Genomic DNA, 26,543 nt, shown 5'->3' on the forward strand with positions numbered 1-26,543 from the left:
TTACTTCATGCGCTCGTGATAAGCACCTTTATCTGTATCAATACGTATTTTATCTCCTTCATTGATGAAAAGAGGTACATTAACCTCTGCACCTGTTTCTACTGTTGCTGGCTTAGTAGCGTTTGTAGCTGTATTACCTTTAAGGCCAGGTTCTGTTGCTGTAACTTCTAAAACTACATATTGTGGCATATCTACAGAAAGTGGAGAATCATCTTCAGTATTAATTTGAATTTTTACTACTTCACCTTCTTTTAATAGACCTGGAGCATCTAATACTGATTCTTGTAATTGAATTTGCTCATAAGTATCGGTATTCATGAAATGATAACCTTCAGGATCTTGATATAAAAATTGAAATGATTGAGTTTCTACTCTAATATCTTCAATTTTATGTCCTGCAGAAAAAGTATTATCAATCACTTTACCATTAGTAACACTTTTTAATTTTGTTCTTACAAATGCTGGTCCTTTACCTGGTTTAACGTGTAAAAATTCAACTATTTTATAAATATCGTGATTGTATCTAATACACAATCCTTTTCTAATGTCGCTTGTACTTGCCATATCTTATTAATTACTAGCTACGTATCCTCTCATGATACCTCGCTTTGAGTTTTTTATAAATTCTATTATTTCATCTCTTTCATTAGTCGCACTCATTTCTGCTTCTATTATTTGAACAGCTTGAGATACGTTATAATTTTTTTGATAAAGAATGCGGTAAATATCTTGAATTTCTCTGATTTTCTCTAATTCAAAACCTCTTCTTCTTAAACCTACAGAATTGATACCTACATAACTTAAAGGTTCACGTCCTGCTTTTACAAATGGTGGCACATCTTTTCTTACCAATGATCCACCGGTTACAAACGCATGACTACCTATCTGACAGAATTGTTGAACAGCAGCCATACCAGCTAGTACAACGTGATCTCCTACGGTTATGTGTCCTGCAAGAGTACTGTTGTTTGAAAAAATACAGTTATCTCCAACTACACAATCGTGTGCGATATGACAGTAAGCCATAATCCAGCAATTCTTACCGATTACGGTTTTCATTCGATCAGACGTTCCTCGATTGATAGTTACACATTCTCTAATCGTTGTGTTATCACCTATTACTGTGGTGGTGTCTTCATCCTCAAACTTTTTATCTTGTGGAATGGCGCTTATTACCGCTCCTGGAAAAATACTTACGTTCTTACCGATGCGAGCACCTTCCATGATAGTAACATTTGATCCTATCCATGTCCCTTCACCTATAATGACGTCATTGTGAATTGTTGTAAAGGGTTCTATAACTACATTCTTGGCTATTTTTGCTCCTGGATGTACGTATGCTAATGGTTGATTCATTATTTTACTTTTGAGATTTGTGCCATTAACTCAGCCTCGGCACATAGTACACCGTTTGCATAAGCATAAGCTTGCATGTGACATATACCTCTTCTAATAGGAGTTATTAAATCACATTTAAATATAAGCGTGTCTCCTGGAGAAACTTTACGCTTGAACTTTACATTATCCATCTTCATGAAGAATGTTAAATAATTTTCTGGATCTGGTACCGTACTTAATACTAGTATACCACCAGTTTGCGCCATTGCTTCTACAATAAGAACACCAGGCATCACAGGAGCACCTGGAAAGTGACCATTAAAGAACTGCTCATTCATCGTCACATTTTTTAATCCTATGACATGACTATCTGATAGTTCAAAAATCTTATCAATTAAAAGAAATGGTGGCCTGTGAGGTAAAACTTCCATAATTTTCACCACATCCATTAAAGGCTCTTTATTAAAATCTACTTTAGGCACATTATTACGAGCTTCTAACTTGATAAGTTTAGATAGTTTTTTTGCAAATTGAGTATTTACATAATGCCCAGGCTTATTTGCAATAACTTTACCTCTGATTCTAGTGCCGACTAAAGCTAGATCACCAATTACATCTAGTAATTTGTGACGTGCCGCTTCATTAGGATAGTGTAATGTTAGATTATCTAGAATCCCATTAGGCTTTACAGAGACATTATCTTTATTAAAAGCCTTCTTAAGGTTTTCCATCGTTTTAGTAGACAACTCTTTATCTACATAAACTATAGCGTTATTTAAATCTCCACCTTTTATTAACCCATGTTCTAATAACATTTCAATTTCATGTAAGAAACTAAAAGTTCTAGAATCTGATATTTCCGATTTAAAGTCAGATAATTTTTCTAAGGTAGCATTTTGAGTTCCTAAAACCTTAGTTCCAAAATCTACCATCGTTGTTACTTGATAAGAGTCTGAAGGCATAAGAATAATTTCACTACCAGTCTCTTCATCACGATAAGATATAACGTCTTTAACGACATATTCTTTACGGTTTACATCTAAATCATCAATACCTGCTTTCTCTAAAGCCTCGATAAAGAATTTTGATGACCCATCCATGATAGGTGGTTCACTATTATCTATTTCAATAAGACAATTATCTATTTCTAAACCTACTAGGGCTGCTAGGACATGCTCACAAGTATTAATGTGAACACCATTTTTATCTAACGTGGTACCGCGTTTGGTATCTGTTACATAGTTAGCATCTGCTTCAATTACTGGTTGACCTTCTAAATCAACACGCTGAAATTTATAGCCATGATTTGCTGGTGCCGGTTTAAAGACTAAAGTAACATTGTTTCCTGTGTGCAATCCTACACCTGTTAAGGAAATATCTTTAGATATAGTCGTTTGTTTAAAATCTGTAGTTGTCATCTATGAATTCTTTTTCTCAAGATCAGCAATCCTGCTGTCTAGCTTTTTTAAATTTTTGAAATATACATAAGATCGGTTCCAATCACCATAATCAAATGCTGGAGAACCTTGTATCACCATATCATTTTTAATGTTTTTGCCTACACCACTTTGTGCTTGTATTCCAACATTATCACCTATAGTTATATGTCCTGCGATACCTACTTGACCACCTATACGACAGTTTCTGCCTACTTTTGATGAACCAGCAACACCTGTCTGAGCAGCAATAACGGTGTTTTCACCTATTTCTACATTATGCCCGATTTGTATCTGATTATCAAGTTTAGCTCCTTTTTTAATAATGGTAGCACCCAAGGTTGCTCTATCTATAGTGGTTAACGCTCCTATGTCAACATTGTCTTCTATAATAACGATACCTGTTTGAGGGATTTTATTATACGTCCCATCCGGATTAGGTGAAAAACCAAACCCATCTGCTCCTACAACAGCTCCTGCATGAATAGTTACATTATTACCTATTATCGTGTCCGACATAATTTTTGCGCCGGCATGTATGACACAGTTATCTCCTATGGTAACATTATCTGAAATATGAACTTGTGAAAATATTTTCACGTTATCACCTAGTTTGACATTTTGAGAGACGTATGCAAATGCGGCTAGGTAAAAACCGTCGCCTTTAACCACTGATTCATGCATAAAACTAGGTTGTTCTATGCCACTTTTATTAAGCTTAATCATTTGATAGTATTCAAGCAATTTAGTAAAAGCGCTATAAGAGTCTTCTACTTGAATTAACGTTGTAGACACACTTTGATCTGGAACAAAATCAGCGTTTACGATGACTGCGCTTGCCTTTGTGGTATATATAAATGGAGTATACTTAGTATTTGATAAAAAGCTGATACTACCAGCCTCACCTTCTTCTATTTTAGAGAGCTTAGAAACTTGGGTTTCAGAGTCACCTACAATAGTTCCTTCTAGTATATCTGCAATTTGTTGTACGGTAAATTTCATTATCGCAAAAATAGTAATTTTAGTTAATCCTGAATCTTAGGATAGCAATAGTAATATTTAGTCACTTGTTTAGTGAGTGCTTTAAAGCTTGCTTCCTCGCCAGCCTTTATGAGCTCTACTAATTTCCCATTTTTGAAAAGGATTTTTATAGGTTTTGCTTTCGCGTAAGCGAGATTATGAACAGCACCTGAGAAAACAAAATATCTTGCCTCGTGGTCAGAAAGGTCATATACGGTCTTTAAAGTTTTGATTTTCTTATCAAGTTTTGAAGCGGTAACAGGCTGTTTTGTAAACTTGATTTTGAGCAATTGTCGGTTGAGAATCATTTGACATAATTCTTTAAGCACAAAATCATTGTGTTGAGAACCAAATTTCAAGGTGCTTATCAAATCGGTATCATCTAATCTTGAGAATCTACTTAAAGTATCGAGATCAAAATCGCTTAAAGAGACCTCATTTTTAAGAAAAAAGAATAAATCTGCTGGGATTTCCATTGTTTCACCAGATTTAATCAACTCTTTAATACGTACAAAAACGGATTGTAATAAATGCTCTGCTCCTATTCCTGTTTTATGAAGGTAGACCTGCCAGTACATCAATCTACGACTGCTTAAAAAATGCTCGACAGAATATATCCCTTTTTGTTCAACAACTAATTCATCTTCTTTTACATTAAGCATCGCAATTAAACGCTGACTATTAATATTACCTTCTGCGACACCTGTGTAAAAACTATCTCTCTTTAAATAGTCTAATCGATCCATGTCAAGCTGGCTAGATATAAGCTGCATCATAAAGGGACGATGATATTCTCCCTTAAATATTTTAATGGCTAGCGTTAAACTACCGTTAAACTCTTTATTAAGAGCCTCCATAAAAAGGATAGAAATATCTTCGTGACTAACATTATTTACAAAGCTGTGTTCCATAGCATGTGAGAATGGACCATGTCCAATATCATGTAATAATATTGCCTTATAAAGAGCATCTTCTTCTTCTATAGATATTTCAACATCTTTAGAACGAAGCACTTGGACAGCTTTTTGCATTAAGTGCAAGCAACCTAATGCATGATGAAATCGAGTGTGATGTGCACCTGGATAAACCAGGTAGCTCAATCCCATTTGAGTGATGCGACGCAACCTTTGAAAAAAAGGATGTTCTATTATTGTAAATAAGTCCTCATTAGGAATGGTAATAAAACCATAAATGGGATCGTTTAATATTTTAAGTTTGTTCTGTTGATTCAAAAGGAACAGCGATTTAATTACAAAGATACTGATATGACAGACATAAAAATCCTTTGGGTAGATGATGAAGTGGATTTATTAAAGCCACACATTATATTTTTAGAAAATAAAGGGTACAGTATCGATACTCGAGTAAGTGGTACAGAAGCTTTAGAAGCCATTGAAGAAGTCAATTATGATATCGTATTACTAGATGAAAATATGCCTGGCCTTACCGGTCTAGAAACATTACATGAAATTAAAGAAAAACAGGCTCAACTACCTGTAATCATGATTACTAAGAGTGAAGAAGAGTATATTATGGAAGAAGCGATAGGTTCTAAAATTGCTGATTACTTAATTAAGCCTGTAAACCCTAATCAGATTTTACTTTCTTTAAAAAAGAATCTAGATCACTCGAGATTAGTATCTAATAAAACTACTTCTGACTATCAAAGAGAATTTAGAAAAATCTCTATGGATTTATCGATGATTAATTCATATGAAGAATGGGTTCAATTATATCAAAAGTTGATTTATTGGGAATTAGAGCTAGAAGATATTGATGATAGCGGAATGCTTGAAATTTTAACGACTCAAAAAAATGAAGCTAATAATCAGTTTTGCAAATTTATAGATCGCAACTATCCTGAGTGGTTTGACGAGGACGACGAGGCACCTATTATGTCTCATAATTTGTTTAAGAAAAGGATTGCACCACATTTAAAGAAAGACAAACCTGTTTTATTAGTGGTAGTAGACAATTTGCGTTATGACCAATTTAAAGTGTTTGAAAACATTATAAATGGTCATTATAAAAAAGAAACCGAAGAAACGTACTGCTCTATACTACCTACAGCAACACAGTATGCTAGAAATGCATTGTTCTCTGGTCTGATGCCAGAAGATATGGCCAAAAGGCATCCTGACTTATGGTTAAATGACACAGATGAAGGAGGAAAAAATATGAATGAAGATGCTTTTCTTACTGCACAACTTAAAAGATTGGGCTTAGGATTAACACATCAATATCATAAAATAACAAGTGAACAACAAGGAAGAAAACTTGCAGAAAATTTTAAATCTCAAAAGGATAATGATTTAACTGTTGTCGTTTACAATTTTGTGGATATGCTTTCTCACTCCAAAACTGAAATGAAGGTCATCAAAGATCTAGCGAGTAATGATAAATCTTATCGTTCATTAACGTTGAGCTGGTTTAAAAACTCTCCTTTATTAGAGATTATTCAACGAGCACAAGATTTAGGTTTCAAATTAATATTAACCACTGATCACGGAACCATTAACGTGACCAACCCTAGTAAAGTTGTAGGCGATAGAGATACTAGCCTTAATTTAAGATACAAAACAGGTCGTAGTTTAAGTTATGAAGATAAAGATGTTTTAGCGGCCAAAGACCCAAGCACTATAAAACTACCTAAAATCAATATGAGCAGTAGCTTCATATTTGCAAAAGGTGATTTATTTTTTGCTTATCCTAATAACTACAACCATTATGTAAGCTATTACAGAAACACCTATCAACATGGTGGTGTTTCTCTAGAAGAAATGCTCATACCATTTGCTGTTTTTAATCCGAGATAGATGAATATTACATATCATATAGACGATATTGAACAAGTAGCGCGTCAAATATTAGCACATACCACAGAGAAGGTGATTTTATTCAATGCACCTATGGGTGCTGGTAAAACAACGCTTATAAATGCGATGTGTAAACAATTGGGAATAAATGAAGTAACCTCTTCTCCTACTTTTTCTATAGTTAACGAGTATAAATCCGATAAAGTAACCGTTTATCACTTTGATCTTTATAGATTACAAGATAAAGAAGAGCTTTTAAACATCGGAATAGAAGAATATCTTGATTCTGAAGCATATTTATTTGTAGAATGGCCAGAACTGTTAACGCCTTATTTAGAGAGCTTTACAACAATAACGATTGAGAATTTAAGCGTTAATCAAAGAAAAGTAGTACTTCCATAATTGCTAAATAAATGTAATTTTAACAGTTGTTAAAAACATTGTTAATCATTTTAACATAACTGACGTTTTGCCCGATTATCGAATTCCTTAATCTTTTTCTTTATTTTTTTATTGGTTTACAGGAATAAACACTATACATTAGTATCACTTATTTACTTAAACCAAATTATTATGAACAACAAGTCCCTCAAAGCAATGGCTTTGTTAGCGATATTCAGTGTATCGATAGCAGGAGCTGCAGTACAATTTGCGCCACAAGCGCCAACATCGAAGAAAATTGAGAAAAAAACACTAGCTAAGAAATTAGCAGTTGCAAAAGCAAACGGACTATTAGGTTAATCCATTGTTTTTATTATCTTTAAAAATCTTCGTGAAAACGAAGATTTTTTTTGTTACATAATAGATTAAATAAATAAATGCCAAATAATAGTTCAAGTTCACTGATATACGGTACCGTAGTTGCTGTCATCCTAGCTGTTATACCTTATTTATTTTATAGTTACGAGGCTGTTCCTGAAAGCTTATGGGAACTAGAAGCTTTGAAAGCTGTTAATGAAAGTTTTGGTGGAGATCCTTATGTAACTACTTGGTTAATAATGATAAAACTACTTCCAGCTCTTCTATTCTTTTTATGGTTTTTAACCTGCAAACATTGGTGGTATCATGTTATCATTATACCTTTTTCTATGTATTTTTTCCAATTAATATCGGTGTTCTTACCAAACTTAGAATATATAGACCATCATGAAATCTATTTTATTATTCCAGTAGTTATCGGGTCGCTTTCTGCTAGTTATCTAGCTCGTATTAAAGTATTTGATAAAATTCACGGAATAGACATCTCTGAAATTGAAGATGGTATTAAAAAACCTAGTGATCGATTCTTCAGTTAAATTGACTAATTTTAGGGATTATACTAGTTCTTATGAGTCAACAATTATCTCCATTTACTAAAGATCAACTCTTACCACAAGAGGAACGCCTAGAGATACAACGCTCTAAGCAAGAATTACTTTTAGGGATTCCTAAAGAAACACAACATCAAGAAAAACGAATTGTTTTAACTCCAGATGCTGTGGCTGCACTTACAGCACATGGCCATCGTATCTTAATGGAGAAAGGAGCTGGAAACGGATCTAACTTTACAGACTCTCAATATAATGAGGCTGGAGCAGAACTTACTTCCGACCGCAGTAAAGTATTCTCTTGTCCTACTATATTAAAAGTTGCTCCACCATCATTAGAAGAGATAGAGCTTATTAAACCACAAAGCGTTTTAATATCTGCACTACAGATAAAAACAAGGAACAAAATTTATTTTGAAAAATTAGCTGCAAAAAAAGTAACCGCACTTGCTTTTGAATTCATTCAAGATGACAGTGGTAATTATCCTGCAGTCAGCGCATTAAGCGAAATTTCAGGAATTGCTTCCATTCTTATTGCAAGTGAATTATTAAGCAGTGGCGCAAATCGTACCGGACAATTGTTTGGTAACATCACTGGCGTTCCACCTGTCGATGTTGTCATTATGGGTGCTGGAGTTGTAGGTGAATTTGCGGCTCGTACGGCCTTAGGATTAGGTGCAAATGTGAAAGTCTTTGACAACTCTATTACAAAATTGCGCAACCTTCAAGATAAGGTAAGTCAGCAGTTATATACCTCTACCCTACAACCCAAATATCTACTTAAAGCCTTGAGAAGATGTGATGTTGTGGTAGGTGCTTTATCTGGAAGCAATAGAGCTCCTGTAGTAGTGACTAAGACGATGGTAGAAAATATGAAGCAAGGATCTGTAATTATGGACATAAGTATCGATATGGGTGGTTGTTTTGAAACGAGTGAAGTCACCACACATGATAAACCTACTTTTGAAAAATATGGAGTTACTCACTATTGTGTTCCTAACATACCGTCGCGTTACTCAAAAACCGCATCTATTTCTTTAAGTAACATTTTTACGCCTTATTTATTAAACATTGCTGAAGATGGCGGAATTGAACATGCCATAAGAATGGATAAAGGTCTTAAATGTGGTATCTATATGTATCATGGTATCATCACAAACAAATCTGTAGGTTCATGGTATAACTTACCTTATAGCGACGTAAATTTGCTCATCTTTTAAAGAGCAGCAATGAAATTTATTCAACGATTGAGTTTTTACCTAGGTGGTGTTTCCATAGGTTTAATATTTTTAGTTTTCTTTCTTACTGGTAAAAGAACACAATGTACCTGGTTTCCAGAATCTAGAGTACTTGCAGACATCGGTAAGAAATCCATTAGACTTTCTCCAGAATTAAGAGAAAATCTAGCTCAAAATGATATCGATACCTTAAGTATTCAACTGATCTTAAAGTATGGAGATGTCAATTTTTCAAAATCAGATCGAGACGCAACACCATGTAAATTTTACCACATTTCTGGTCGTGAAGAATTAGCTAATACTACTTTATGGGTAAAGAATTGTGAACGCTATGCAACGGTAGAAAAAATCATTTATAACGATAACGATTAAAGACCACGCCTTTTCATTTCTTGCCTGATCAATATCAATTCACGTCCAGTTTGTCCAGCGACAGAGGTGTTTTCTTGAGCTCTACGTATTAAATAAGGCATCACATCTCTTATAGGACCAAAGGGCAAAATCTTAAACGTATTATAATTCATCTGCGCTAGGTTAAAAGTAAGATTATCACTCATACCATATAGCTGCCCAAACCATACATCTTTATTATTTGCAGCAATACCTTTCTTTGTAAGAATTTCCATTGCTTGTAATGTACTAGACTCATTATGCGTTCCTATACATAACTTAATGACGTCTAGATGATCTAGAATAAAATACATGGCACTATTAAACATCTCATCCGTCGCCATTTTATTAGCACATATAGGTGACTCATAATTCATCTCTTCAGCACGAGCGCGCTCTTTTTCCATATATGCACCGCGCACAATCTTTACTCCTACTATAAAGTTATTTTCTATAGCGTCATTATAAAGCTCTTTAATGTAATCCAGTCTGTCATGCCTATAACATTGCAATGTGTTATAAATAATGGCTTTTTCTTTATTGAATTGTAACATCATGTCACGTATCAATTCATCTGCCGCATCCTGCATCCAGCTTTCTTCACCATCAAAGAGTAAAGCGATATCATTATCATATGCCGTTTGAGAAAGTAGCAATACTCTATCTTTAATACGTTGCCATTCTGCTTGTTCTGCAGCAGTCAGTTCTTTTTTCTCGGTAACTTTTTGCCAGATATAAAATCTACCAATACCAGTAGGTTTCACTACTTCAAATGGTAAGGCATCAGAATGAGCAGCATGTTTAATAAGTTTCAATTTCTTATCCACTACAGCATTAAAATCTGCCTCATCTTCTTTTCCTTCTACAGAATAGTCTAGGATACTACTCACACCTTTTAAGTACATATTATCCACTACAGACTTGCACTCTTCTTCTGTGGTACCACCGCAAAAATGTTCAAAAACGGTGTGTTTAATCAACCCTTTAACTGGCAGTCTCCACTGCAACGATTTCATCATCACAGCAGACCCAAAATTGATCAATGACGGGTAACCCATCATCTTAAATAGAAAATGAGCTTTGCGTAGCTCTCGATTACTCTTTAATGAAAAAGCAATCTCTGTGTTGTTAAAAGGATTTTCCATATTCATGTCGCAAATATAGTAGCAAAGGAGTTAAATAATAGCTACATAGATTGTACTTTTAACGCTTCCGCGAAAGCTTACAAAACATGAACCCTATTACTATTAAAGACTTTACCATTTACTTTGAAAACCAAGGCTTTGAGGCCATCAACAAATGGATTAAAGAAAATAAACCATCTACTATTTTTATTCTTGTAGACGATAAGACGATGGAAAACTGCTATCCTTACTTAATGCCACAGATTGAAACAACGGCAATTATAGAAGTGATAGAAATCGATCATGGCGAGGAATTCAAAAATATCGATACCTGTGCTGGTGTATGGAGTGCACTAGTTGAACTGGGATGTGACCGCAACAGCTTGATGATTAATCTAGGTGGTGGCGTGATTACTGATCTAGGTGGTTTTGTAGCTTCTACTATTAAAAGAGGTATTCCGTTTATACACGTTCCTACTAGTTTATTAGGTATGGTAGATGCTGCTATAGGTGGTAAAAATGGTGTAGACCTAGGCCATCTTAAAAATCAAATAGGTGTGATCAATCCACCTATCATGACCATAATAGATCCTGCATTTTTAAAAACGTTACCACAGCAACATTTAGTTAACGGTAGTATTGAAATGTTTAAACATGGTTTAATTAGTGATCGTGTGTACTGGAAAGACATGCTTAAGGTTACTGACTATTTAAATGAAACCTTTAATTCCCTAATCTATCAAAGTGCGATTATTAAAAGTGATATTGTTACCATGGACCCATTTGAGAAAGGAGCACGCAAGGCTCTTAACTATGGACATACCGCAGGTCACGCTATAGAATCTTTTTTAATGGATCATGAGGAACGTGAAGCGGTTCTACACGGTGAGGCTATTGCTGCTGGGATAGTGGTTGAATCTTTCTTAAGTGTTCAATATGCTAGTTTATCGATGGATGCTTATCAAGAGATTAAAGACTGGTACACTTCTTTAAATTTCACATTTTCATTTACTGATGATGAAGTGATGGAGATGATTGACCTTATGAAATACGATAAAAAGAATACTAATGGCGAGATTAAATTTGTATTACTAGAAAGCATCGGTTCTTTTGTGACCAATCAAGTTGTTGCTAATGAAGACATTATAACAGCTTTTAAAGAGCTAAAAAAATAATCAATAGTTTACACAAACCCATTGGGTGATATCAGTTTTTTATATACATTAGTTTATCTCTAAATGTTATTATGAAAAATGTAATTGTAGATTATAAGAAACTTACACCTGATGTGTTATCACTTTTAGTAGAAAGATATCCAGATGGTTATGGCGATGATGATATCATATCATTTAAAAACCATAAAAATGAATTAATTGAAGCTGTAGAGGTAAAAACAGAAGATACTAAGTATCTGGTTAAAATATCTAAACGCCTGTCGATGCAAATGGAAGCCTTTGATGAAGACGACTATGATGAGAAGGAAATGAATGATCCAGATGCTTTACCAGATATGGATCTAGAACAACCTAAAGATGTAGAATCTGAAAACGATACTGAAGATTAACGATAATATCAAATAAAAAAAGCCTCTTTAAAAAGAGGCTTTTTTTTGTAATGCTTGATTATCATTTCATGAACTTAATCGTTTCTACTTGATTGCCTAAGGTAACTCGTGCGATATATAATCCACTTGCTAGATTTGCAACATCCACTACATAATCTATCGCATCTGCCGTTGTACTGGTTAACAGCTGTCCGTTAAGATTCATGATTTCTATCGTTGCTCCTTCTAACTCGCGATGTGATAAAACTAAGTTTTGTTGACTGTTTTGAAAATACTGCACACTTTCTAGTGTTTCATCTTCATTAGATAATAAAGAAACCGGTCTGATAAGTAAGTTATCAAAATAAGTGTCTGTAGTCGCAAAAAATGTCAAACCAAATATCAAACACGATGGTAAGTTAGTCGCATTTGCTGGCGTGGCCACTAGTATCGTTCCTACATCGCTAGGCGGAATGTTAGTCTGTGCAGATATGGCATTATTATTACTATCACCTACAATAAAGGTATGTGTTGAACCACTATTATTAAAATAGTCCACACTTACAAAATCAAAATTCTCTGCAGATCCGGCTTTTATTAATGAAATGGTCCAGTTTTGTTCTGGTCTAGAGCCACCGGTACCTCTTAAAGAGAGATCACCTGTTCCATCATCAAATAACGCTGCTGTACTATTAGAGCCATGTACCGCTGTTAAACGATAACCTATCCCATTGACAGTTACATCTTGTGTCACCGTATTCCCATTAATGGTTGCATTATCAAAATCAAACTCGATATATTGAGCTTGGGCTGTTATCGTAAAAATGGCAAAAATTAAAAAAGAGTATAAGTGTTTCATAATGTGTTGGTTTATACTCAAATTTAATAAACTGATTTGATTTAAAACTTTCAACACATAAAAAAACCACGTTGATAAACTTCAACGTGGTTTTATATATTTAATCGAGAATTTATTCTCTAGATCAGTATTAAGCGATTACCGCTTGTACTTTATCTGCAGCTTCTTGAAATTCTGTAGCACTTTGAACATCCATTCCAGAGTTGTCGATAAGATCCTTTGCAATCTCTGCATTAGTTCCTTGTAATCTTACAATCAATGGTACATTCATTGCATCACCCATACTTTTCTTTGCATCTATAATACCTTGTGCTACACGATCACAACGTACGATACCGCCAAAGATGTTTACAAGAATTGCTTTCACGCCTTTATCTTTAAGGATAATTTTAAAAGCTTCTTCAACACGTTTTGCATCTGCAGTACCACCTACATCTAGGAAGTTAGCAGGTTCTCCACCAGCTTGCTTGATAAGGTCCATCGTTGCCATAGCAAGTCCTGCACCGTTTACCATACAACCTACATTACCATCTAGATCTACATAGTTTAATCCTACCGCTTTTGCTTCTACCTCAGTAGCGTTTTCCTCACGAGTATCTCTCATTGCTTCAAGATCTTTATGACGGAATAATGCGTTTTCATCTAGTGTGATTTTACAATCTACTGCGATGATGCGGTTATCACTAGCTTTTAATACTGGATTGATTTCAAATAAAGCAGAATCAGATCCTACATATGCATTGTATAAAGCAGCAACAAACTTTGTCATTTCTTTAAATGCCTTACCGCTTAAACCTAAGTTAAACGCGATACGTCTTGCTTGAAAACCTTGTAAACCATGTGATGCGTCTATCGTCTCTGTAAAGATTAAATGCGGAGTCTCCTCTGCAACAGTCTCGATATCCATTCCACCTTCTGTAGAATACATGATCATGTTTTTTCCTTGTGCACGGTCTAGAAGTACAGACATGTAGAATTCTTCTACCTCTACTTCACCTGGCTCATATACATCTTCAGCCACTAGAACTTGGTGAACACGTTTTCCCTCAGCACTCGTCTGTGGTGTTACTAGGTCCATACCTATGATCTGTCCAGCTATTTCTTCAACTTGTTCAAGGTTTTTGGCAAGTTTTACTCCACCACCTTTACCACGTCCACCGGCGTGTACTTGGGCTTTTATAACGTGCCATCCAGTACCAGTTTCTTCAGTTAATTCTTTTGCAGCCGCTACAGCTTCTGCAGCAGTAGTTGCTACTTTACCTCGCTGTATAGTTACACCATAACTAGCTAATATTTCTTTTCCTTGATATTCGTGAAGATTCATAAATGTTCTTTAAGGTTCAATTTTAAGTACAGCAAAAATAAGAAAGTGAACCTTGAATTTGAAATAAAAATATATTTTTTAAGAACAGGTTATGAGTAAGCCAAAAATTTAGACTTTAAGTGATGAATTTATAGTTCCCACTTCTATAGAATCAGAATTGATCTTATGAACATCATTCTATAACAACCGTTGTGTTTAAAAGCCATAGCCAGATAATTAACGCTGCACCACAGGCATGCTTTTTCTATGATACAGAAAGGTAATTTATATCCCTATTTCTATAAATTAATGCTACCCATAAACCGATGGCGCCATCATTATACCAGCTCATAAGAAAGATTTATCATTTTATTAATAAATATTAGTCCTAACCTAGTAATTTTGTAGGCTTAATTTTTAAGCATGCAATCACAAGATTTATTGAACATTGCACAGGAACACGGTAGTCCTGTCTATGTGTACGACGCGCATCGTATCGTGTCGCAGTATGAACGTTTGACCTCGGCTTTCGCGCAAGCGAAATCACTGAGAATACATTATGCCGTTAAAGCATTATCAAACTTATCCATCTTGAAGCTGTTTAAACAGTTAGGCGCTGGACTCGATACCGTGAGTCTACAAGAAGTACAGTTGGGTCTTGCTGCTGGTGTAGAACCGCACAAGATCATTTACACGCCTAATGGTGTGTCGCTAGAAGAGATTGAACAAGTCGCGGCCATGGGCGTGCAAATCAATATTGATAATTTATCGATCCTTGAACAATTTGGCTCTAAGCATCCTACCATACCGGTATGTGTGCGTATTAATCCACACGTTATGGCTGGTGGTAATGCAAACATATCTGTAGGACACATCGATTCAAAGTTTGGGATCTCTATTCACCAGATACCGCATTTACTGCGCATTGTAGAAAATACTAAAATGACCGTTAACGGTGTGCACATGCATACGGGTAGTGACATTCTAGACATAGGCGTGTTTTTATATGCAACAGAAATCCTTTTTGAGACCGCAGCAAAATTTAAGGACCTGGAGTTTATCGATTTTGGTAGTGGTTTTAAAGTACCTTATAAAGAAGGTGACGTTTCTACAGACATCGAGGATCTAGGTGAGCAATTAAGCGAGCGTTTCAATAAATTTTGTAAAGATTATGGACGTGATATCACACTAGCCTTTGAACCAGGAAAGTTTCTAGTAAGTGAGGCAGGATATTTTCTTGCCAAAGTGAATGTCGTAAAACAAACCACGTCTACCGTTTTTGCTGGTATCGATAGTGGATTTAATCACCTGATACGTCCTATGTTATATGGATCGTACCACGGTATTAAAAATATATCTAATGAGACTGGCCGCAATCGTTTTTACAGCGTGGTAGGTTATATCTGTGAGACCGACACCTTTGCACAAAACCGCCAGATCAGCGAGATCACAGAAGGTGACATACTCGCATTTGCAAACGCTGGTGCCTACTGCTACTCTATGACCAGTAACTATAACAGTAGATACCGTCCGGCAGAGGTGCTGTGGTACAACGGCCAGGCGCATTTAATAAGAGAACGCGAGACCATGGAAGACATTTTAAAACATCAGGTACCTGTAGAACTAGCACTAGAAGAACTGGTTTAAAATCGGGAATACTGCCATTGCAGTTATATCATAGAGAAGTCCAACCGCAAGGTTGGGCTTTTTTTATGCGATAAAAATGAGCTATAGAAAATTAATCTATGCACACACTGCAGCATCTCACTACATTATATTTTTTAATACCGCTTGCGCGAAAGTGTAAAAAGCATCATCCTATTGCACTAATAAAGGTATGATTTTATACCAAAACGAAACGTGAAATTTTAGAGTGTTGAAAAAGCCGATATTAAACGTTTAAAACGAAAAGGTTTGCATTTACTACCTTTTTTGAGTTATGATCGATAGTGCTAAAAGGTTTGCTTTAAGTCACATAGAGTACCATAATGTTGTAAGATTTTGCTTAGGTTTGTATTTACTAACGTTGTAGGTAATTTAAACGAACTGTGATAATACGAAAGGAAATAAAAGACGACAATGAACTTTACTTGTATTTCAATGGAAAATTGATTTACAAAAGATGGCTGAATTTAGGCTACGGAAAAGTTTTTGACACGCACGCTTTCGGAAAATATACAGATTATAGCATTACGGATTTTGACCTTGAAGAAACACCTGAATTAATTCACGTAAAAGCGAAATTAACTCTCGTTACAACTGAACAAGGCGGAAGAAAAACTGGAATTGCAAGTGGATACCGACCAAATCACGTTTTTGAATATCAAACAAATGGACAATTTAAATACGCATATATGGGAGATATTCAATTCGAGCAAGTCGAGCGGATATTGCCTGGAGAAACTAAAGAAGTTTTAGTTAGGTTTTTATCAAGACAACCGATTGATGAATATATGGATATCGGACGAAAATGGTGGATTCACGAAGGACCAATAAAAATCGGAGAAGCGAAAATAACAGGAATTGAATTTCCGAAAACTGAATAAAAAACTACCTACAACACAGTATAAAAATAATTGCGGTTTAGTGCTTAATCAAAGGTCGTTGCGTGTTTGTAACGTCTGATTTTCCTTCGGAAAATCCTCGCATACAAACCCACAACTATTCTTATACATAAACGTTGTAAAACATTTGCCGAAATGAATCGCATCCTACCAATTTTAGGGATTTTAATATTGTTGATTAGTTGTAAATCGACTAAAACCAACCAAGAATCTGAATTCAAGGTGGCGAATAACTCTGTAAATCTATTCGCTTTCATCGGAGAAAAAATATCTGTTATTGAATTCGACCCAAACGAAAATAATAAGCGGATTGAAATTGACTCTATAACTGGAGATACATTGATATTTACATCATATTCGATGGACAACGGATTTAAAAATAAGTACAAGGTAATACGCAATGTATATAACGAACTAAAAACAGACACGATTGAATTCGAGGCTTACGACCATTACGGAAGACCTGCATTTGAAGATTACAAAAACGTTCTACTCTACTTATCTTATAACGAAGAGAAAAATAAATACTATCACCAAAAATATATTTTTGACCCAATAGAAAAAGATAAAAATGGTAATTGGAGAGGTTTAAAAGGAGAAAGTATAAAAAAGCTATTTACTGAACAAAAAAACGGATATTTATCTGCGCGAGGAGTTTTTGACAGCGAATAAAAAACGTTTTAAAACAACATATATAGCTCATAGCTAGTGAGTTGCTTAGTTGAAGTTAAGGTATATTTGCTAGTCTGCCAAATTTTTTAATTTGGCTTATTGAGAAAAGGTAATAAGAAAAATTAAAAAAATTGGCTCGTGCTTCATCCGAAAATATTCTTATAATTTGCACGCTACGAGCCACATACAAAACCGTTCTGGCCAATTGCCTGCGGCCGTAGGTCTTCGCTTTTGTAATTTATAATTACTGTTTAGGTAACTAAAATTATAGCACTTCAATGACATCCTTTAGGATCAACCAGCTATAGCAATTATAAATTACAAGTCTCCCAACCTACTCAATGGACTAGAATGGCAAAGCTGTAAAACCTCTTGAGCAATAGTCAGCTTGTACTTACCCAATTCACGCCAGCCGCTAGGAAACAAACAAGAACGTTGTATAATGGCGATTGAGACGTTTTAAAGGCTTATAGCGAGGCTGTGATCATTCCAAAATTTAGTAACTTCACAACCAATAACCAAAATACAAAAGGTCTACGCGTACCGGCTAAAACGCCTCACTCGCCTTATACCTTTGCCATTATGGGCAACCGAATAACTGACTGCAAAAAAAATGAAATTGAATGAATAAATCAAATATCATACGTGAAATTCAAGAATTGAAAAATCAACTTTCATATTCAAAAAATGTTGGTTTTTTCTTTGGAGCTGGAACTTCAACAGCTTTAGGAATTCCAAATATTGCTCAATTAACAAAAGGCGTTGAAGATGCATTAGTAGAAGAATTATTACAAAATTATATAATTGTTAAAAAGGATCTAGAAACAACTTTCACAGATAAGACAATTAATATTGAAGATATTCTAAATCAAATTAGAAGAATTAGAGAAATTACTGGAGAAAAAAAGGATAAAAGATATTTAGAAATTGATGGCGAATCAGCAAAATCATTAGACATTGAAATTTGTAATAAGATACACAATATTTTAAGTGAAAAAGAAAAGACTGCTGACATCAAAAACACAAAGAAGTTAATGGCTTGGATGAATATGCAAAATCGAGATTTCTCAAAAGAAATTTTCACATCCAACTATGACTTGATTTTTGAAAAATCATTAGAAGAAACTCAAATCCCATATTTTGATGGTTTTGTTGGTTCATATGAACCATTTTTTTTAGCGGAAAATGTTGAAAGATTTGTTGACAATAATGACATCACAAAATCTTGGATAAGGTTATGGAAAATTCACGGTTCGTTAAGTTGGTTTTGGAAAAAAGATATTACCAAAAATTCGTATAGAATTGTGCGATTAGGTAAAATTGACAACATTGAAAAAGAAGGGAATGAAGTTGTAATTTATCCATCAAAAGAAAAATATGATTCATCAAGAAAGCAACCTTTTATATCGTATTTCGATAGACTAAAAACATTTCTAACCAATGGCGAACTACTTTTTATCATTTCAGGTTATTCTTTTTCAGACCAACACATAAATGAAGTGATTTTTAATAGCTTGAGACAGAATAATAGATTACATATTGTAGTTTTTGCTTATTCAGATGAAACAGTTAAGGAGTTATACAAGTTATCTTCTTCATATTTGAATATTGGTGCATTTGGTCCAAAAAACGGAATTGTAAATGGAGAGTTAATCGAATGGACGGCAGATGAAGAAGAATTAAAAGATGATAAAAAAAGTAGTTATTATTGGAAAGATGATTCTAAAGAACTTATTATAGGTGATTTCAATAAATTAATTGATTTTATTGTAACCAATTCTGGAAAAAAAGAAACAATTGAGAAACTTGCTAATGAATAATGAAATCACATATCTAGGTACTATTATCCGTGTGGATTCAAGTACAGTTGAAATTGAAATATCTGACCAAATACCGTCTTCTGCACCAATAATCAATGGACGAGTATATAAAATTGGACAAATTGGAACTTTTGTTAAAATGCCTATTGGTAATATTTCAATTTATGGCATTGTATCTTCTGTAAGTAATACACCGAGTAAAGTTGATGATAATAGTATTAAACAAATAATTGGTTCTCGTTTTTTAACCGTTCAATTGGTTGGTGAAAAAATTGGAGACAAAGATTTTGAAAAAGGTATAGGAACTTATCCAACAATTAATGATGAAGTTCACTTAGTTATTGAAAAAGATTTATTTGAAATTTATGGTCAAAAAGACTCAGATTCAATTGAAATAGGAAAACATTCATCATCCGAAAACTTAGCAGTTTATGTTGACATTCACAAACTTATATTAAGACATTGTGCAATATTAGGCTCTACTGGAAGTGGTAAATCAAATACTACCGTTAGCGTTTTGAAATCAATGTTATATGATTATAATGGTTCAAGAATAGTTTTAGTTGACCCACACGGAGAGTATGCTTCTGCATTTCCAGAAGCAAAAGTCTTTAAAATAAATGATAATAATAATCCTTTAAATATACCTTTTTGGTTAATGAATTTTGATGAATTGGCTTTCTTCCTAGTTGGTGCAAAACCAACAGATGACCAAAGGCCAGAATATCGACTGTTTAGAGGGATGATTGAAAAATTTAAAAAAGAAAATTATAATAAATTAAAAGCTGGTAATGTTGATAAAGATTTAATAACAGCAGATTCACCTATACCTTTCAACGTTCGAAAAGTGTGGTATGAAATGAATTGGTGGCTAAATGCGAGTTTTGATTCAACAAAAAAAGATGAACAAAAAAGAACTACAATTTATGAAGAGGTAGAAGGAGATTTCAATAATCTTAAAAGGGCTAAATTTACTTCTCACCAATCAACAACAAATGCAAATCCACCGTACGTAACAAAACATACAGAATACTATGCTTATGAAAAAAAGATATTATCTAGGATAAAGGATACACGTTATGATTTTCTTTTTAACTCTGGTGATTATAAAGATGAAAATTCACCAAAAGATTTAAGTGACCTATTAAATGAATGGATTGGGAGTAATGAAAAATTAACAATTCTAGATTTAAGTGGTGTGCCTTTTGAAGTTCTAGATATAACAATAGGATTAATAACTAGATTTATTTACGATAGTATGTTTTGGGGTAAGTTTGAGAAATATACAGGTAGAAATCGTCCTTTGCTGCTAGCTTATGAAGAAGCACACACTTATTTAAATAAAAACGATAATAATAGTTATTCAAAAAAAGCTGTAGAAAAAATATTTAAAGAAGGACGTAAGTTTGGTGTTGGCGCAATGGTCATTACTCAAAGACCTTCAGAAATTTCTGAAACTATTTTAGCTCAAGTAGGAACTTTAGTTGCTTTAAGGTTAACCAATTCAAGTGACCAAGGAATAGTTAAATCTACTGCACCTGACAATTTAAATAGTCTCATTGATTTATTACCTTCTCTTAGGATTGGAGAAGCGGTAATTGTTGGCGAATCCATTAAAATACCTTCAAGAGTAAGAATTAAATTAAACAATCCAAGACCATCTAGTGAAGACCCTAAACTTGTAGAAAGTTGGAGTAAAGAGTTTGAACAAAATGATGAAAACTACAAATCAGTTGTTAAAAAAATAAGAGAACAAAAATCATAGTATAATGGAAAGAAAAAGTATAGAATCATCAATGATTAGAAGTATTGGTTTTGATGCTAATAGTTCGATTTTAGAAATTGAATTTAATAGTGGTGCCGTCTGGCAATATTCTGATTTTCCAGAATCTGAATGGTATATATTTGAGAACGCTGAATCTCAAGGTAAATTCTTTCATAGAGAAATTAAAAATCAATATCCAGAATCACAAGTCGGATAAAAAGAGGCAGCCCATAACAATGGCTATAGTTAATACGGGTTTTGGTTCTTAACCCAAAGTTTAGAGCTTTTAACCAAGTCCGCCAAATCTTTTTGATTTGGCTTTATAATAAAAAAGATAAAACAAAATAAAAAGTTTTGGCTAAGTACTTAATCGAAAGTTCACTACTTTTAATTCCCGTACTAACCATAGCCTAACCGTTCTAGTCCATTGCCTGCGGCCGTAGGTTTTCGCTTTTGTAATTTATAATTACGCTCTTGGGATTAGAAACTATAGAACTGCAATAACGCTGCAATAGATCAACCAACTTTAGTAATTATAAATCACAAGTCTCCCAACCTACTCAACTGTCTTCCTCTCGCTGCGCTCGTCGGAGACAATAATGGCAAAGCTGTAAAACCTCTTGAGCAATAGTCAGCTTTTACTTACCCAATTCACGCCAGCCGCTAGGAAACAAACAAGAACGTCGTATAATGGCGATTGAGACGTTTTAAAGGCTTATAGCGAGGCTGTGATCATTCATAAATTCAGTAACTTCACCAACCAATAACCAACAAAAAAAGGTCTACGCGTACCGGCTAAAACGCCTCACTCGCCTTATACCTTTGCCATTGTATGTAATTTGAAAACAAAACCAGTGGAAGATTTCCAAATTAGGTATAATAGAACATCTGAATTGCTTGAAAAAGTAACTGAAAAATATTATCAAGGCGATTCTTGTGCTTGCCAACATCCGAGATTTATCCAAATAGTTGGAATAAATTGTGTCGACTTCGGAAAATCTTTTAAAGCTTGGGAAACAACATTATTAATCTCAAAAGTCAAAAAGAACTTTGAGATTGAAACTCTGGAAAAAGGTCCTGAAAACTCAAACGAAAAATGGACTTGTAAAAAGTGTAAATCTCAATTTAATTTTGGTTGGTCGGATTTTAGCATTGCTGTAGAAAGAGAAGTTTTATTACCAATCGATATAAAAACTACCGAAAACGGAAAAAAAGCCGAAAAGCCCATTCCACTCTTTGCAGGATTATATGGACACAGCTATCCTTCAAAAAAAGAAATTGATAGTGTTGAATTTGAAACTTTCGAAAAATATATAATGGAAAAATAACGTGTTACAACATCGCATAAAAATAATGCGTAGATTAGTGCTTAAACAAAGAACAGTGCACTTTTGTTACATCTGATTTTCCTGCGGAAAATCCTCGCACACAAAACCGCACTATTCTTATACATAAACGTTCTAGTCCATTGCCTGCGTTTCGCTTTTGTAATTTATAATTACGCTCTTGGGATTAGAAACTATCATGCTGCAATAACGCTGCAAAAGATCAACCAACTTTAGTAATTATAAATCACAAGTCTCCCAACCTACTCAATGGACTAGAATGGCAAAGCTGTAAAACCTCTTGAGCAATAGTCTGCTTGTACTTACCCTATACACGCCAGCCGCTAGGAAACAAACAAGAACGTTGTATAATGGCGATTGAGACGTTTTAAAGGCTTATAGCGAGGCTGTGATCATTCATAAATTCAGTAACTTCACCAACCAATAACCAACATACAAAAGGTCTACGCGTACCGGCTAAAACGCCTCAATCGCCTTATACCTTTGCCATTGGGTACAATTATGACGAACACTATTTTTCATAACAAAGAGTTTGAAATAAACGGAATTTCTGTACCTGATTTTGAACTGAAAAGTGGAAATCTAATCCGAATATATATTCCAAGTGTTCGGATTATTAAATTTGACTTAACAATTGAATCAATAAAGCATTTACAAAAAATCAATGCGAATTTACCTTGGGCAAAAAACTACTCTCAAAATTCATTTTCTGAACGTTTATTTCCTCTCACAGTGAAAAAATATTTAATCAAAAAAATGAAAATTGATGAACAAAACGCATCAAGAATTGCGGATGAACTTGAAGTTGGATTAAATGATAAGTTTGAACGAATAGGTTTCATAAATCGAAAAGCATTAATAATAAAAGCTCATTTTGAAAAAAGCAACTCGATTATTATAGATTATTACGGAGTAAGTGCTATCGGAATTAAAAAATTAGAACAAATAGTTAACTCTGAAATTGAAAAAGGAAAAACAGGAATTGCTTTTGATTTATTAGAATATATGGAGGAAAAGGAACCTTATAAAAATATTGAACGAATAAAAATAACTGTACCCAACAACGTATATAGCTCATAGCTAGTTAGTTGCTTGAACGAAGTTAAGGCATATTTGGAAAGTCGCCAATTTTTTTTATTTGGCTTATTGAGTAAAAAAGATAATAAGAAAAATTAAAAAATTCGGCTTGTGCTCAACCGAAAATAATTTTCTAATTTGCACGCTACGAGCCATATACAAAACCGTTCTAGTCCATTGCCTGCGGCCGTAGGTTTTCGCTTTTGTAATTTATAATTACGCTCTTGGGATTAGAAACTATCATGCTGCAATAACGCTGCAAAAGATCAACCAGCTTTAGTAATTATAAATCACAAGTCTCCCAACCTACTCAATGGACTAGAATGGCAAAGCTGTAAAACCTCTTGAGCTATAGTCAGCTTGTACTTACACAATTAACGCCAGCCGCTAGGAAACAAACAAGAACGTCGTATAATGGCGATTGAGACGTTTTAAAGGCTTATAGCGAGGCTGTGATCATTCATAAATTCAGTAACTTCACCAACCAATAACCAACATACAAAAGGTCTACGCGTACCGGCTAAAACGCCTCACTCGCCTTATACCTTTGCCATTAGCCAACATTTGAGATGAACATTAAGTCAAGAAAAATAATTGGAGGAAATGGTAAAGTGCGAGAGCACATTATCAACGAATTCAATGTGAACGGACTTATAAAGAAAACAGTGTTTTTTGAAGAAAACGGAGATATAAGATATACTGTCTTTTTTGAATATGACTCAAATGAAAACTGTATTTCTGAAAAACAATATGATTCTGAAAACAATTTTGTAGGTTCACTCGAATGGAAATTTGATAAAGAAAATCGCCAAATTGAACAAATCGAACGAACAGCGGAAAATGAAATTTGGGATTGGAATGAAAATCAGTATTTAGATGAAAATATAGTTGTCTATTTAGCAAAAGACAAAGATGGAATTATACAACATAAAACTGTTGAAAATAAAAATTTAGGAGTTCAGAAAAGATACGATTCTGCCGGAAATATGTACGCAGAAATTATAGAAGAGTTTGACAAAAACAATCGAATTACTAACCGAAAAACTTTAGATAGAAAAGGAAAAGTAACCCAAGAAGACATTTATGAATATATTGACCAAACCGAAAAATGGACACTTGTTGTAGATGGTAAAATTGCCAAAATAGAAGAAAGAATTTTAGATAAAAACGGAAATGAAATTTCTTATATAAGGAGAGATGATAAAGGAAATTCTACAGAATATGTAAAATGGACTCGTGACGATTTTGGAAATCCTATAAGAGTTGAACATGGAATTGAATTAAATAAACCGACAAATATTTCTGAAATAAAAATTGAGTATCTGAAATAAAAACGTTTGCTAACACCGTGTATAATTCATTGCTGGTTATAGCCTACTTACGAAAGTCCTCGCGGACTTTCTATCTGTGATTTATTTGCTAACTTTAGTACTTAAACCACGCAACGAAATCATACACAAACACGTTCTAGTCCATTGCCTGCGGCCGTAGGTTTTCGCTTTTGTAATTTATAATTACGCTCTTGGGATTAGAAACTGTAGAACTGCAATAACGCTGCATAAGATCAACCAGCTTTAGTAATTATAAATCACAAGTCTCCCAACCTACTCAACTGTCTTCCTCTCGCTGCACTCGTCGGAGACAATAATGGCAAAGCTGTAAAACCTCTTGAGCAATAGTCAGCTTGTACTTACCCAATACACGCCAGCCGCCGCTAGGAAACAAACAAGAACGTTTTATAATGGCGATTGTGACGTTTTAATGGCTTATAGCGAGGCTGTGATCATTCATAAATTCAGTAACTTCACTAAGCAGAACAATCTAACTTTTAACTGTAAGAGCTTTTAATTTGATAATAAATCTTATTTACTTTGAAACAGTATTTCCCCAATCTGCGATAGATTTAATTAAAGGTATAAGAGTTTTACCAAATTCGGTTAGCGAATACTCCACCTTTAATGGTGGTTTAGTAGTATAAACTTTACGTTCTACGATACCATCTTCTTCAAGAGTTTTAAGCTGCAGACTTAGTGTTCTCTCGGTTACCGTAGGCATTTCTTTTCTTAATTCATTATATCGCAATGGACCTTCAATAAGATGATATATAATAACAGTTTTCCATTTTCCTCCTATAATTCCCATTGTAAGACTAGCACAACATGGATATTCTTTCCCTTTAAATGAATACATAAACTTTTCTAAAAATTAAACAATCTTGTTTCATCATCATTGCAAAGATATAATACTATACATACTTTTGTAGCTATAATAATTATAGTTTAAAAATAGCATAATGAGTTTTATAAATGCAATGCAAGAACGTTATACGACCAAGCAGTATGATAGTTCAAAAAAAATAGATGGAGATACAATAAATCAGTTAAAAGAAATTTTAAGATTAAGTCCGTCTTCTATTAATAGTCAACCATGGAAATTCACATTTGTTTCTGATCAAGATACTAAGGAACAACTATCTAAAGTATCCTGGATCAATACTAGCAAAGTTGTTGATTGTGATACGCTTGTCATTTTTAGTAGAATTGATAATCTAGATCTATTCGAAAAGCAAATCGAATCAGAACTGCCTAAAGGTGCAGTAGATTACTATAAAGAAAACGTAAAGTCGCAACCGGTAGAACAAACTAAGGCTTGGTTTGATAAGCAAGTATATCTGGCGTTAGGTGTTTTTCTTAGCGCTTGTGCAGACATGGGAATAGACGCTACACCTATGGAAGGGCTTGAGCCTAAAAATTATGATAAGATTTTAGGGCAAAGTGACTACGCAACTTTAGTTGCTGTTGCTATAGGTTATAGAGATCAAGATGATTTCAATCAACCTAGTAAAAATCCTAAATCTAGAATTGCTCTAGATCAAGTTATCGAGAGTATTTAAGATTATTCAATAAGTTTAAATGATAGCCCAAA

The 26,543-nt window shown here is 34.2% G+C and carries 27 protein-coding genes; 18 read left to right on the top strand and 9 right to left on the bottom strand.

The genetic code is table 11. The features are described 5' to 3' along the window. Genes efp through ACJJVI_RS11350 form a run of 5 tightly spaced genes read right to left on the bottom strand, consistent with a single transcriptional unit; the run spans position 1 to position 5,026 of the window. Positions 1 to 564, bottom strand: coding sequence for an elongation factor P (gene efp / locus ACJJVI_RS11330; RefSeq protein ID WP_006794937.1), 564 nt, complete (start codon positions 562 to 564; stop codon positions 1 to 3). A 6-nt stretch (positions 565 to 570) separates the two neighbouring features. After that, positions 571 to 1,356 (bottom strand): acyl-ACP--UDP-N-acetylglucosamine O-acyltransferase, encoded by a 786-nt coding sequence (gene lpxA, locus ACJJVI_RS11335; RefSeq protein WP_036579003.1) that lies wholly within the window; start codon positions 1,354 to 1,356, stop codon positions 571 to 573. After that, positions 1,356 to 2,756 carry a bifunctional UDP-3-O-[3-hydroxymyristoyl] N-acetylglucosamine deacetylase/3-hydroxyacyl-ACP dehydratase gene (locus ACJJVI_RS11340; protein WP_348021053.1) on the bottom strand — a complete coding sequence of 467 codons (1,401 nt, stop codon included), beginning with the start codon at positions 2,754 to 2,756 and terminating at the stop codon, positions 1,356 to 1,358. Before ACJJVI_RS11340 ends, lpxA begins: the two co-directional genes overlap by 1 nt. After that, on the bottom strand, positions 2,757 to 3,776 hold the full coding sequence (gene lpxD, locus ACJJVI_RS11345; RefSeq protein WP_042248997.1) for a UDP-3-O-(3-hydroxymyristoyl)glucosamine N-acyltransferase: 1,020 nt from the start codon (positions 3,774 to 3,776) through the stop codon (positions 2,757 to 2,759). A 23-nt stretch (positions 3,777 to 3,799) separates the two neighbouring features. Continuing rightward, complete coding sequence (locus ACJJVI_RS11350) at positions 3,800 to 5,026, bottom strand: HD domain-containing protein (protein ID WP_036578999.1); 1,227 nt, start codon at positions 5,024 to 5,026, stop codon at positions 3,800 to 3,802. A 33-nt stretch (positions 5,027 to 5,059) separates the two neighbouring features. Here ACJJVI_RS11350 and ACJJVI_RS11355 point away from each other — a divergent pair, with 33 nt between their 5' ends. The 6 genes from ACJJVI_RS11355 to ACJJVI_RS11380 all read left to right on the top strand — a co-directional run bounded on the left by ACJJVI_RS11355 (position 5,060) and on the right by ACJJVI_RS11380 (position 9,527). Then, a complete protein-coding gene (locus tag ACJJVI_RS11355; protein WP_042271672.1) occupies positions 5,060 to 6,610 on the top strand; it encodes a bifunctional response regulator/alkaline phosphatase family protein in 1,551 nt (516 codons plus the stop codon). Continuing rightward, entirely contained in the window at positions 6,611 to 7,012 is a 402-nt protein-coding gene (gene tsaE / locus ACJJVI_RS11360; protein WP_042296831.1) for a tRNA (adenosine(37)-N6)-threonylcarbamoyltransferase complex ATPase subunit type 1 TsaE, read from the top strand. A 171-nt stretch (positions 7,013 to 7,183) separates the two neighbouring features. Further along, entirely contained in the window at positions 7,184 to 7,351 is a 168-nt protein-coding gene (locus ACJJVI_RS11365; RefSeq protein ID WP_160165375.1) for a hypothetical protein, read from the top strand. A gap of 77 nt (positions 7,352 to 7,428) precedes the next feature. Beyond that, positions 7,429 to 7,905 (top strand): hypothetical protein, encoded by a 477-nt coding sequence (locus ACJJVI_RS11370; RefSeq protein ID WP_042248989.1) that lies wholly within the window; start codon positions 7,429 to 7,431, stop codon positions 7,903 to 7,905. Positions 7,906 to 7,937: 32 nt separating this feature from the next. Continuing rightward, positions 7,938 to 9,137, top strand: a complete 1,200-nt coding sequence (locus ACJJVI_RS11375) for an alanine dehydrogenase (protein WP_036578996.1) — start codon at positions 7,938 to 7,940, stop codon at positions 9,135 to 9,137. Between the two features lie 9 nt (positions 9,138 to 9,146). Beyond that, a complete protein-coding gene (locus tag ACJJVI_RS11380) occupies positions 9,147 to 9,527 on the top strand; it encodes a hypothetical protein (RefSeq protein ID WP_036578995.1) in 381 nt (126 codons plus the stop codon). Here ACJJVI_RS11380 and ACJJVI_RS11385 read toward each other — a convergent pair. Continuing rightward, positions 9,524 to 10,690, bottom strand: coding sequence for a proline dehydrogenase family protein (locus ACJJVI_RS11385; protein ID WP_036579125.1), 1,167 nt, complete (start codon positions 10,688 to 10,690; stop codon positions 9,524 to 9,526). The two genes, ACJJVI_RS11380 and ACJJVI_RS11385, sit on opposite strands and share 4 nt — an antisense overlap. An 86-nt stretch (positions 10,691 to 10,776) precedes the next feature. Here ACJJVI_RS11385 and aroB point away from each other — a divergent pair, with 86 nt between their 5' ends. After that, on the top strand, positions 10,777 to 11,844 hold the full coding sequence (aroB, locus tag ACJJVI_RS11390; protein WP_405352000.1) for a 3-dehydroquinate synthase: 1,068 nt from the start codon (positions 10,777 to 10,779) through the stop codon (positions 11,842 to 11,844). A 71-nt stretch (positions 11,845 to 11,915) separates the two neighbouring features. Further along, positions 11,916 to 12,233: a hypothetical protein gene (locus ACJJVI_RS11395; protein WP_405352002.1), complete on the top strand. Its 318-nt coding sequence runs from the start codon at positions 11,916 to 11,918 to the stop codon at positions 12,231 to 12,233. Between the two features lie 61 nt (positions 12,234 to 12,294). Here the strand turns inward: ACJJVI_RS11395 and ACJJVI_RS11400 are convergent, their stop codons facing one another. Beyond that, complete coding sequence (locus tag ACJJVI_RS11400) at positions 12,295 to 13,071, bottom strand: T9SS type A sorting domain-containing protein (RefSeq protein WP_405352004.1); 777 nt, start codon at positions 13,069 to 13,071, stop codon at positions 12,295 to 12,297. 130 nt (positions 13,072 to 13,201) lie between these two features. Beyond that, positions 13,202 to 14,395, bottom strand: a complete 1,194-nt coding sequence (sucC, locus tag ACJJVI_RS11405; RefSeq protein WP_036578987.1) for an ADP-forming succinate--CoA ligase subunit beta — start codon at positions 14,393 to 14,395, stop codon at positions 13,202 to 13,204. 402 nt (positions 14,396 to 14,797) lie between these two features. Here sucC and lysA point away from each other — a divergent pair, with 402 nt between their 5' ends. The 9 genes from lysA to ACJJVI_RS11450 all read left to right on the top strand — a co-directional run bounded on the left by lysA (position 14,798) and on the right by ACJJVI_RS11450 (position 24,949). Continuing rightward, positions 14,798 to 16,021 carry a diaminopimelate decarboxylase gene (gene lysA, locus ACJJVI_RS11410; protein WP_405352006.1) on the top strand — a complete coding sequence of 408 codons (1,224 nt, stop codon included), beginning with the start codon at positions 14,798 to 14,800 and terminating at the stop codon, positions 16,019 to 16,021. Between the two features lie 443 nt (positions 16,022 to 16,464). Further along, positions 16,465 to 16,920: a hypothetical protein gene (locus tag ACJJVI_RS11415; RefSeq protein WP_405352008.1), complete on the top strand. Its 456-nt coding sequence runs from the start codon at positions 16,465 to 16,467 to the stop codon at positions 16,918 to 16,920. 153 nt (positions 16,921 to 17,073) lie between these two features. Beyond that, positions 17,074 to 17,610: a hypothetical protein gene (locus tag ACJJVI_RS11420; protein ID WP_405352010.1), complete on the top strand. Its 537-nt coding sequence runs from the start codon at positions 17,074 to 17,076 to the stop codon at positions 17,608 to 17,610. 623 nt (positions 17,611 to 18,233) lie between these two features. After that, positions 18,234 to 19,430 (top strand): SIR2 family protein, encoded by a 1,197-nt coding sequence (locus ACJJVI_RS11425; RefSeq protein ID WP_405352012.1) that lies wholly within the window; start codon positions 18,234 to 18,236, stop codon positions 19,428 to 19,430. Then, complete coding sequence (locus tag ACJJVI_RS11430) at positions 19,423 to 21,195, top strand: ATP-binding protein (RefSeq protein WP_405352014.1); 1,773 nt, start codon at positions 19,423 to 19,425, stop codon at positions 21,193 to 21,195. The genes ACJJVI_RS11425 and ACJJVI_RS11430 overlap by 8 nt, the downstream gene beginning before the upstream one ends. Before the next feature lie 4 nt (positions 21,196 to 21,199). After that, on the top strand, positions 21,200 to 21,412 hold the full coding sequence (locus ACJJVI_RS11435; RefSeq protein WP_405352016.1) for a KTSC domain-containing protein: 213 nt from the start codon (positions 21,200 to 21,202) through the stop codon (positions 21,410 to 21,412). Positions 21,413 to 22,049: 637 nt separating this feature from the next. Continuing rightward, positions 22,050 to 22,523, top strand: coding sequence for a hypothetical protein (locus ACJJVI_RS11440; RefSeq protein WP_405352017.1), 474 nt, complete (start codon positions 22,050 to 22,052; stop codon positions 22,521 to 22,523). A gap of 519 nt (positions 22,524 to 23,042) precedes the next feature. Further along, positions 23,043 to 23,621: a hypothetical protein gene (locus ACJJVI_RS11445; RefSeq protein ID WP_405352019.1), complete on the top strand. Its 579-nt coding sequence runs from the start codon at positions 23,043 to 23,045 to the stop codon at positions 23,619 to 23,621. A gap of 566 nt (positions 23,622 to 24,187) precedes the next feature. Next, complete coding sequence (locus tag ACJJVI_RS11450) at positions 24,188 to 24,949, top strand: hypothetical protein (protein ID WP_405352020.1); 762 nt, start codon at positions 24,188 to 24,190, stop codon at positions 24,947 to 24,949. A gap of 535 nt (positions 24,950 to 25,484) precedes the next feature. On the opposite strand, the gene ACJJVI_RS11455 is transcribed toward ACJJVI_RS11450, so the two are convergent. Further along, complete coding sequence (locus tag ACJJVI_RS11455) at positions 25,485 to 25,808, bottom strand: helix-turn-helix domain-containing protein (protein WP_348021804.1); 324 nt, start codon at positions 25,806 to 25,808, stop codon at positions 25,485 to 25,487. A gap of 103 nt (positions 25,809 to 25,911) precedes the next feature. On the opposite strand from ACJJVI_RS11455, the gene ACJJVI_RS11460 reads away from it, so the two are divergent. After that, positions 25,912 to 26,511 (top strand): nitroreductase family protein, encoded by a 600-nt coding sequence (locus ACJJVI_RS11460; protein ID WP_405352022.1) that lies wholly within the window; start codon positions 25,912 to 25,914, stop codon positions 26,509 to 26,511. The last annotated feature ends 32 nt before the right edge of the window (positions 26,512 to 26,543 follow it).

This window comes from Nonlabens sp. Asnod3-H03 (assembly GCF_045063665.1).
GTDB lineage: Bacteria > Bacteroidota > Bacteroidia > Flavobacteriales > Flavobacteriaceae > Nonlabens > Nonlabens ulvanivorans.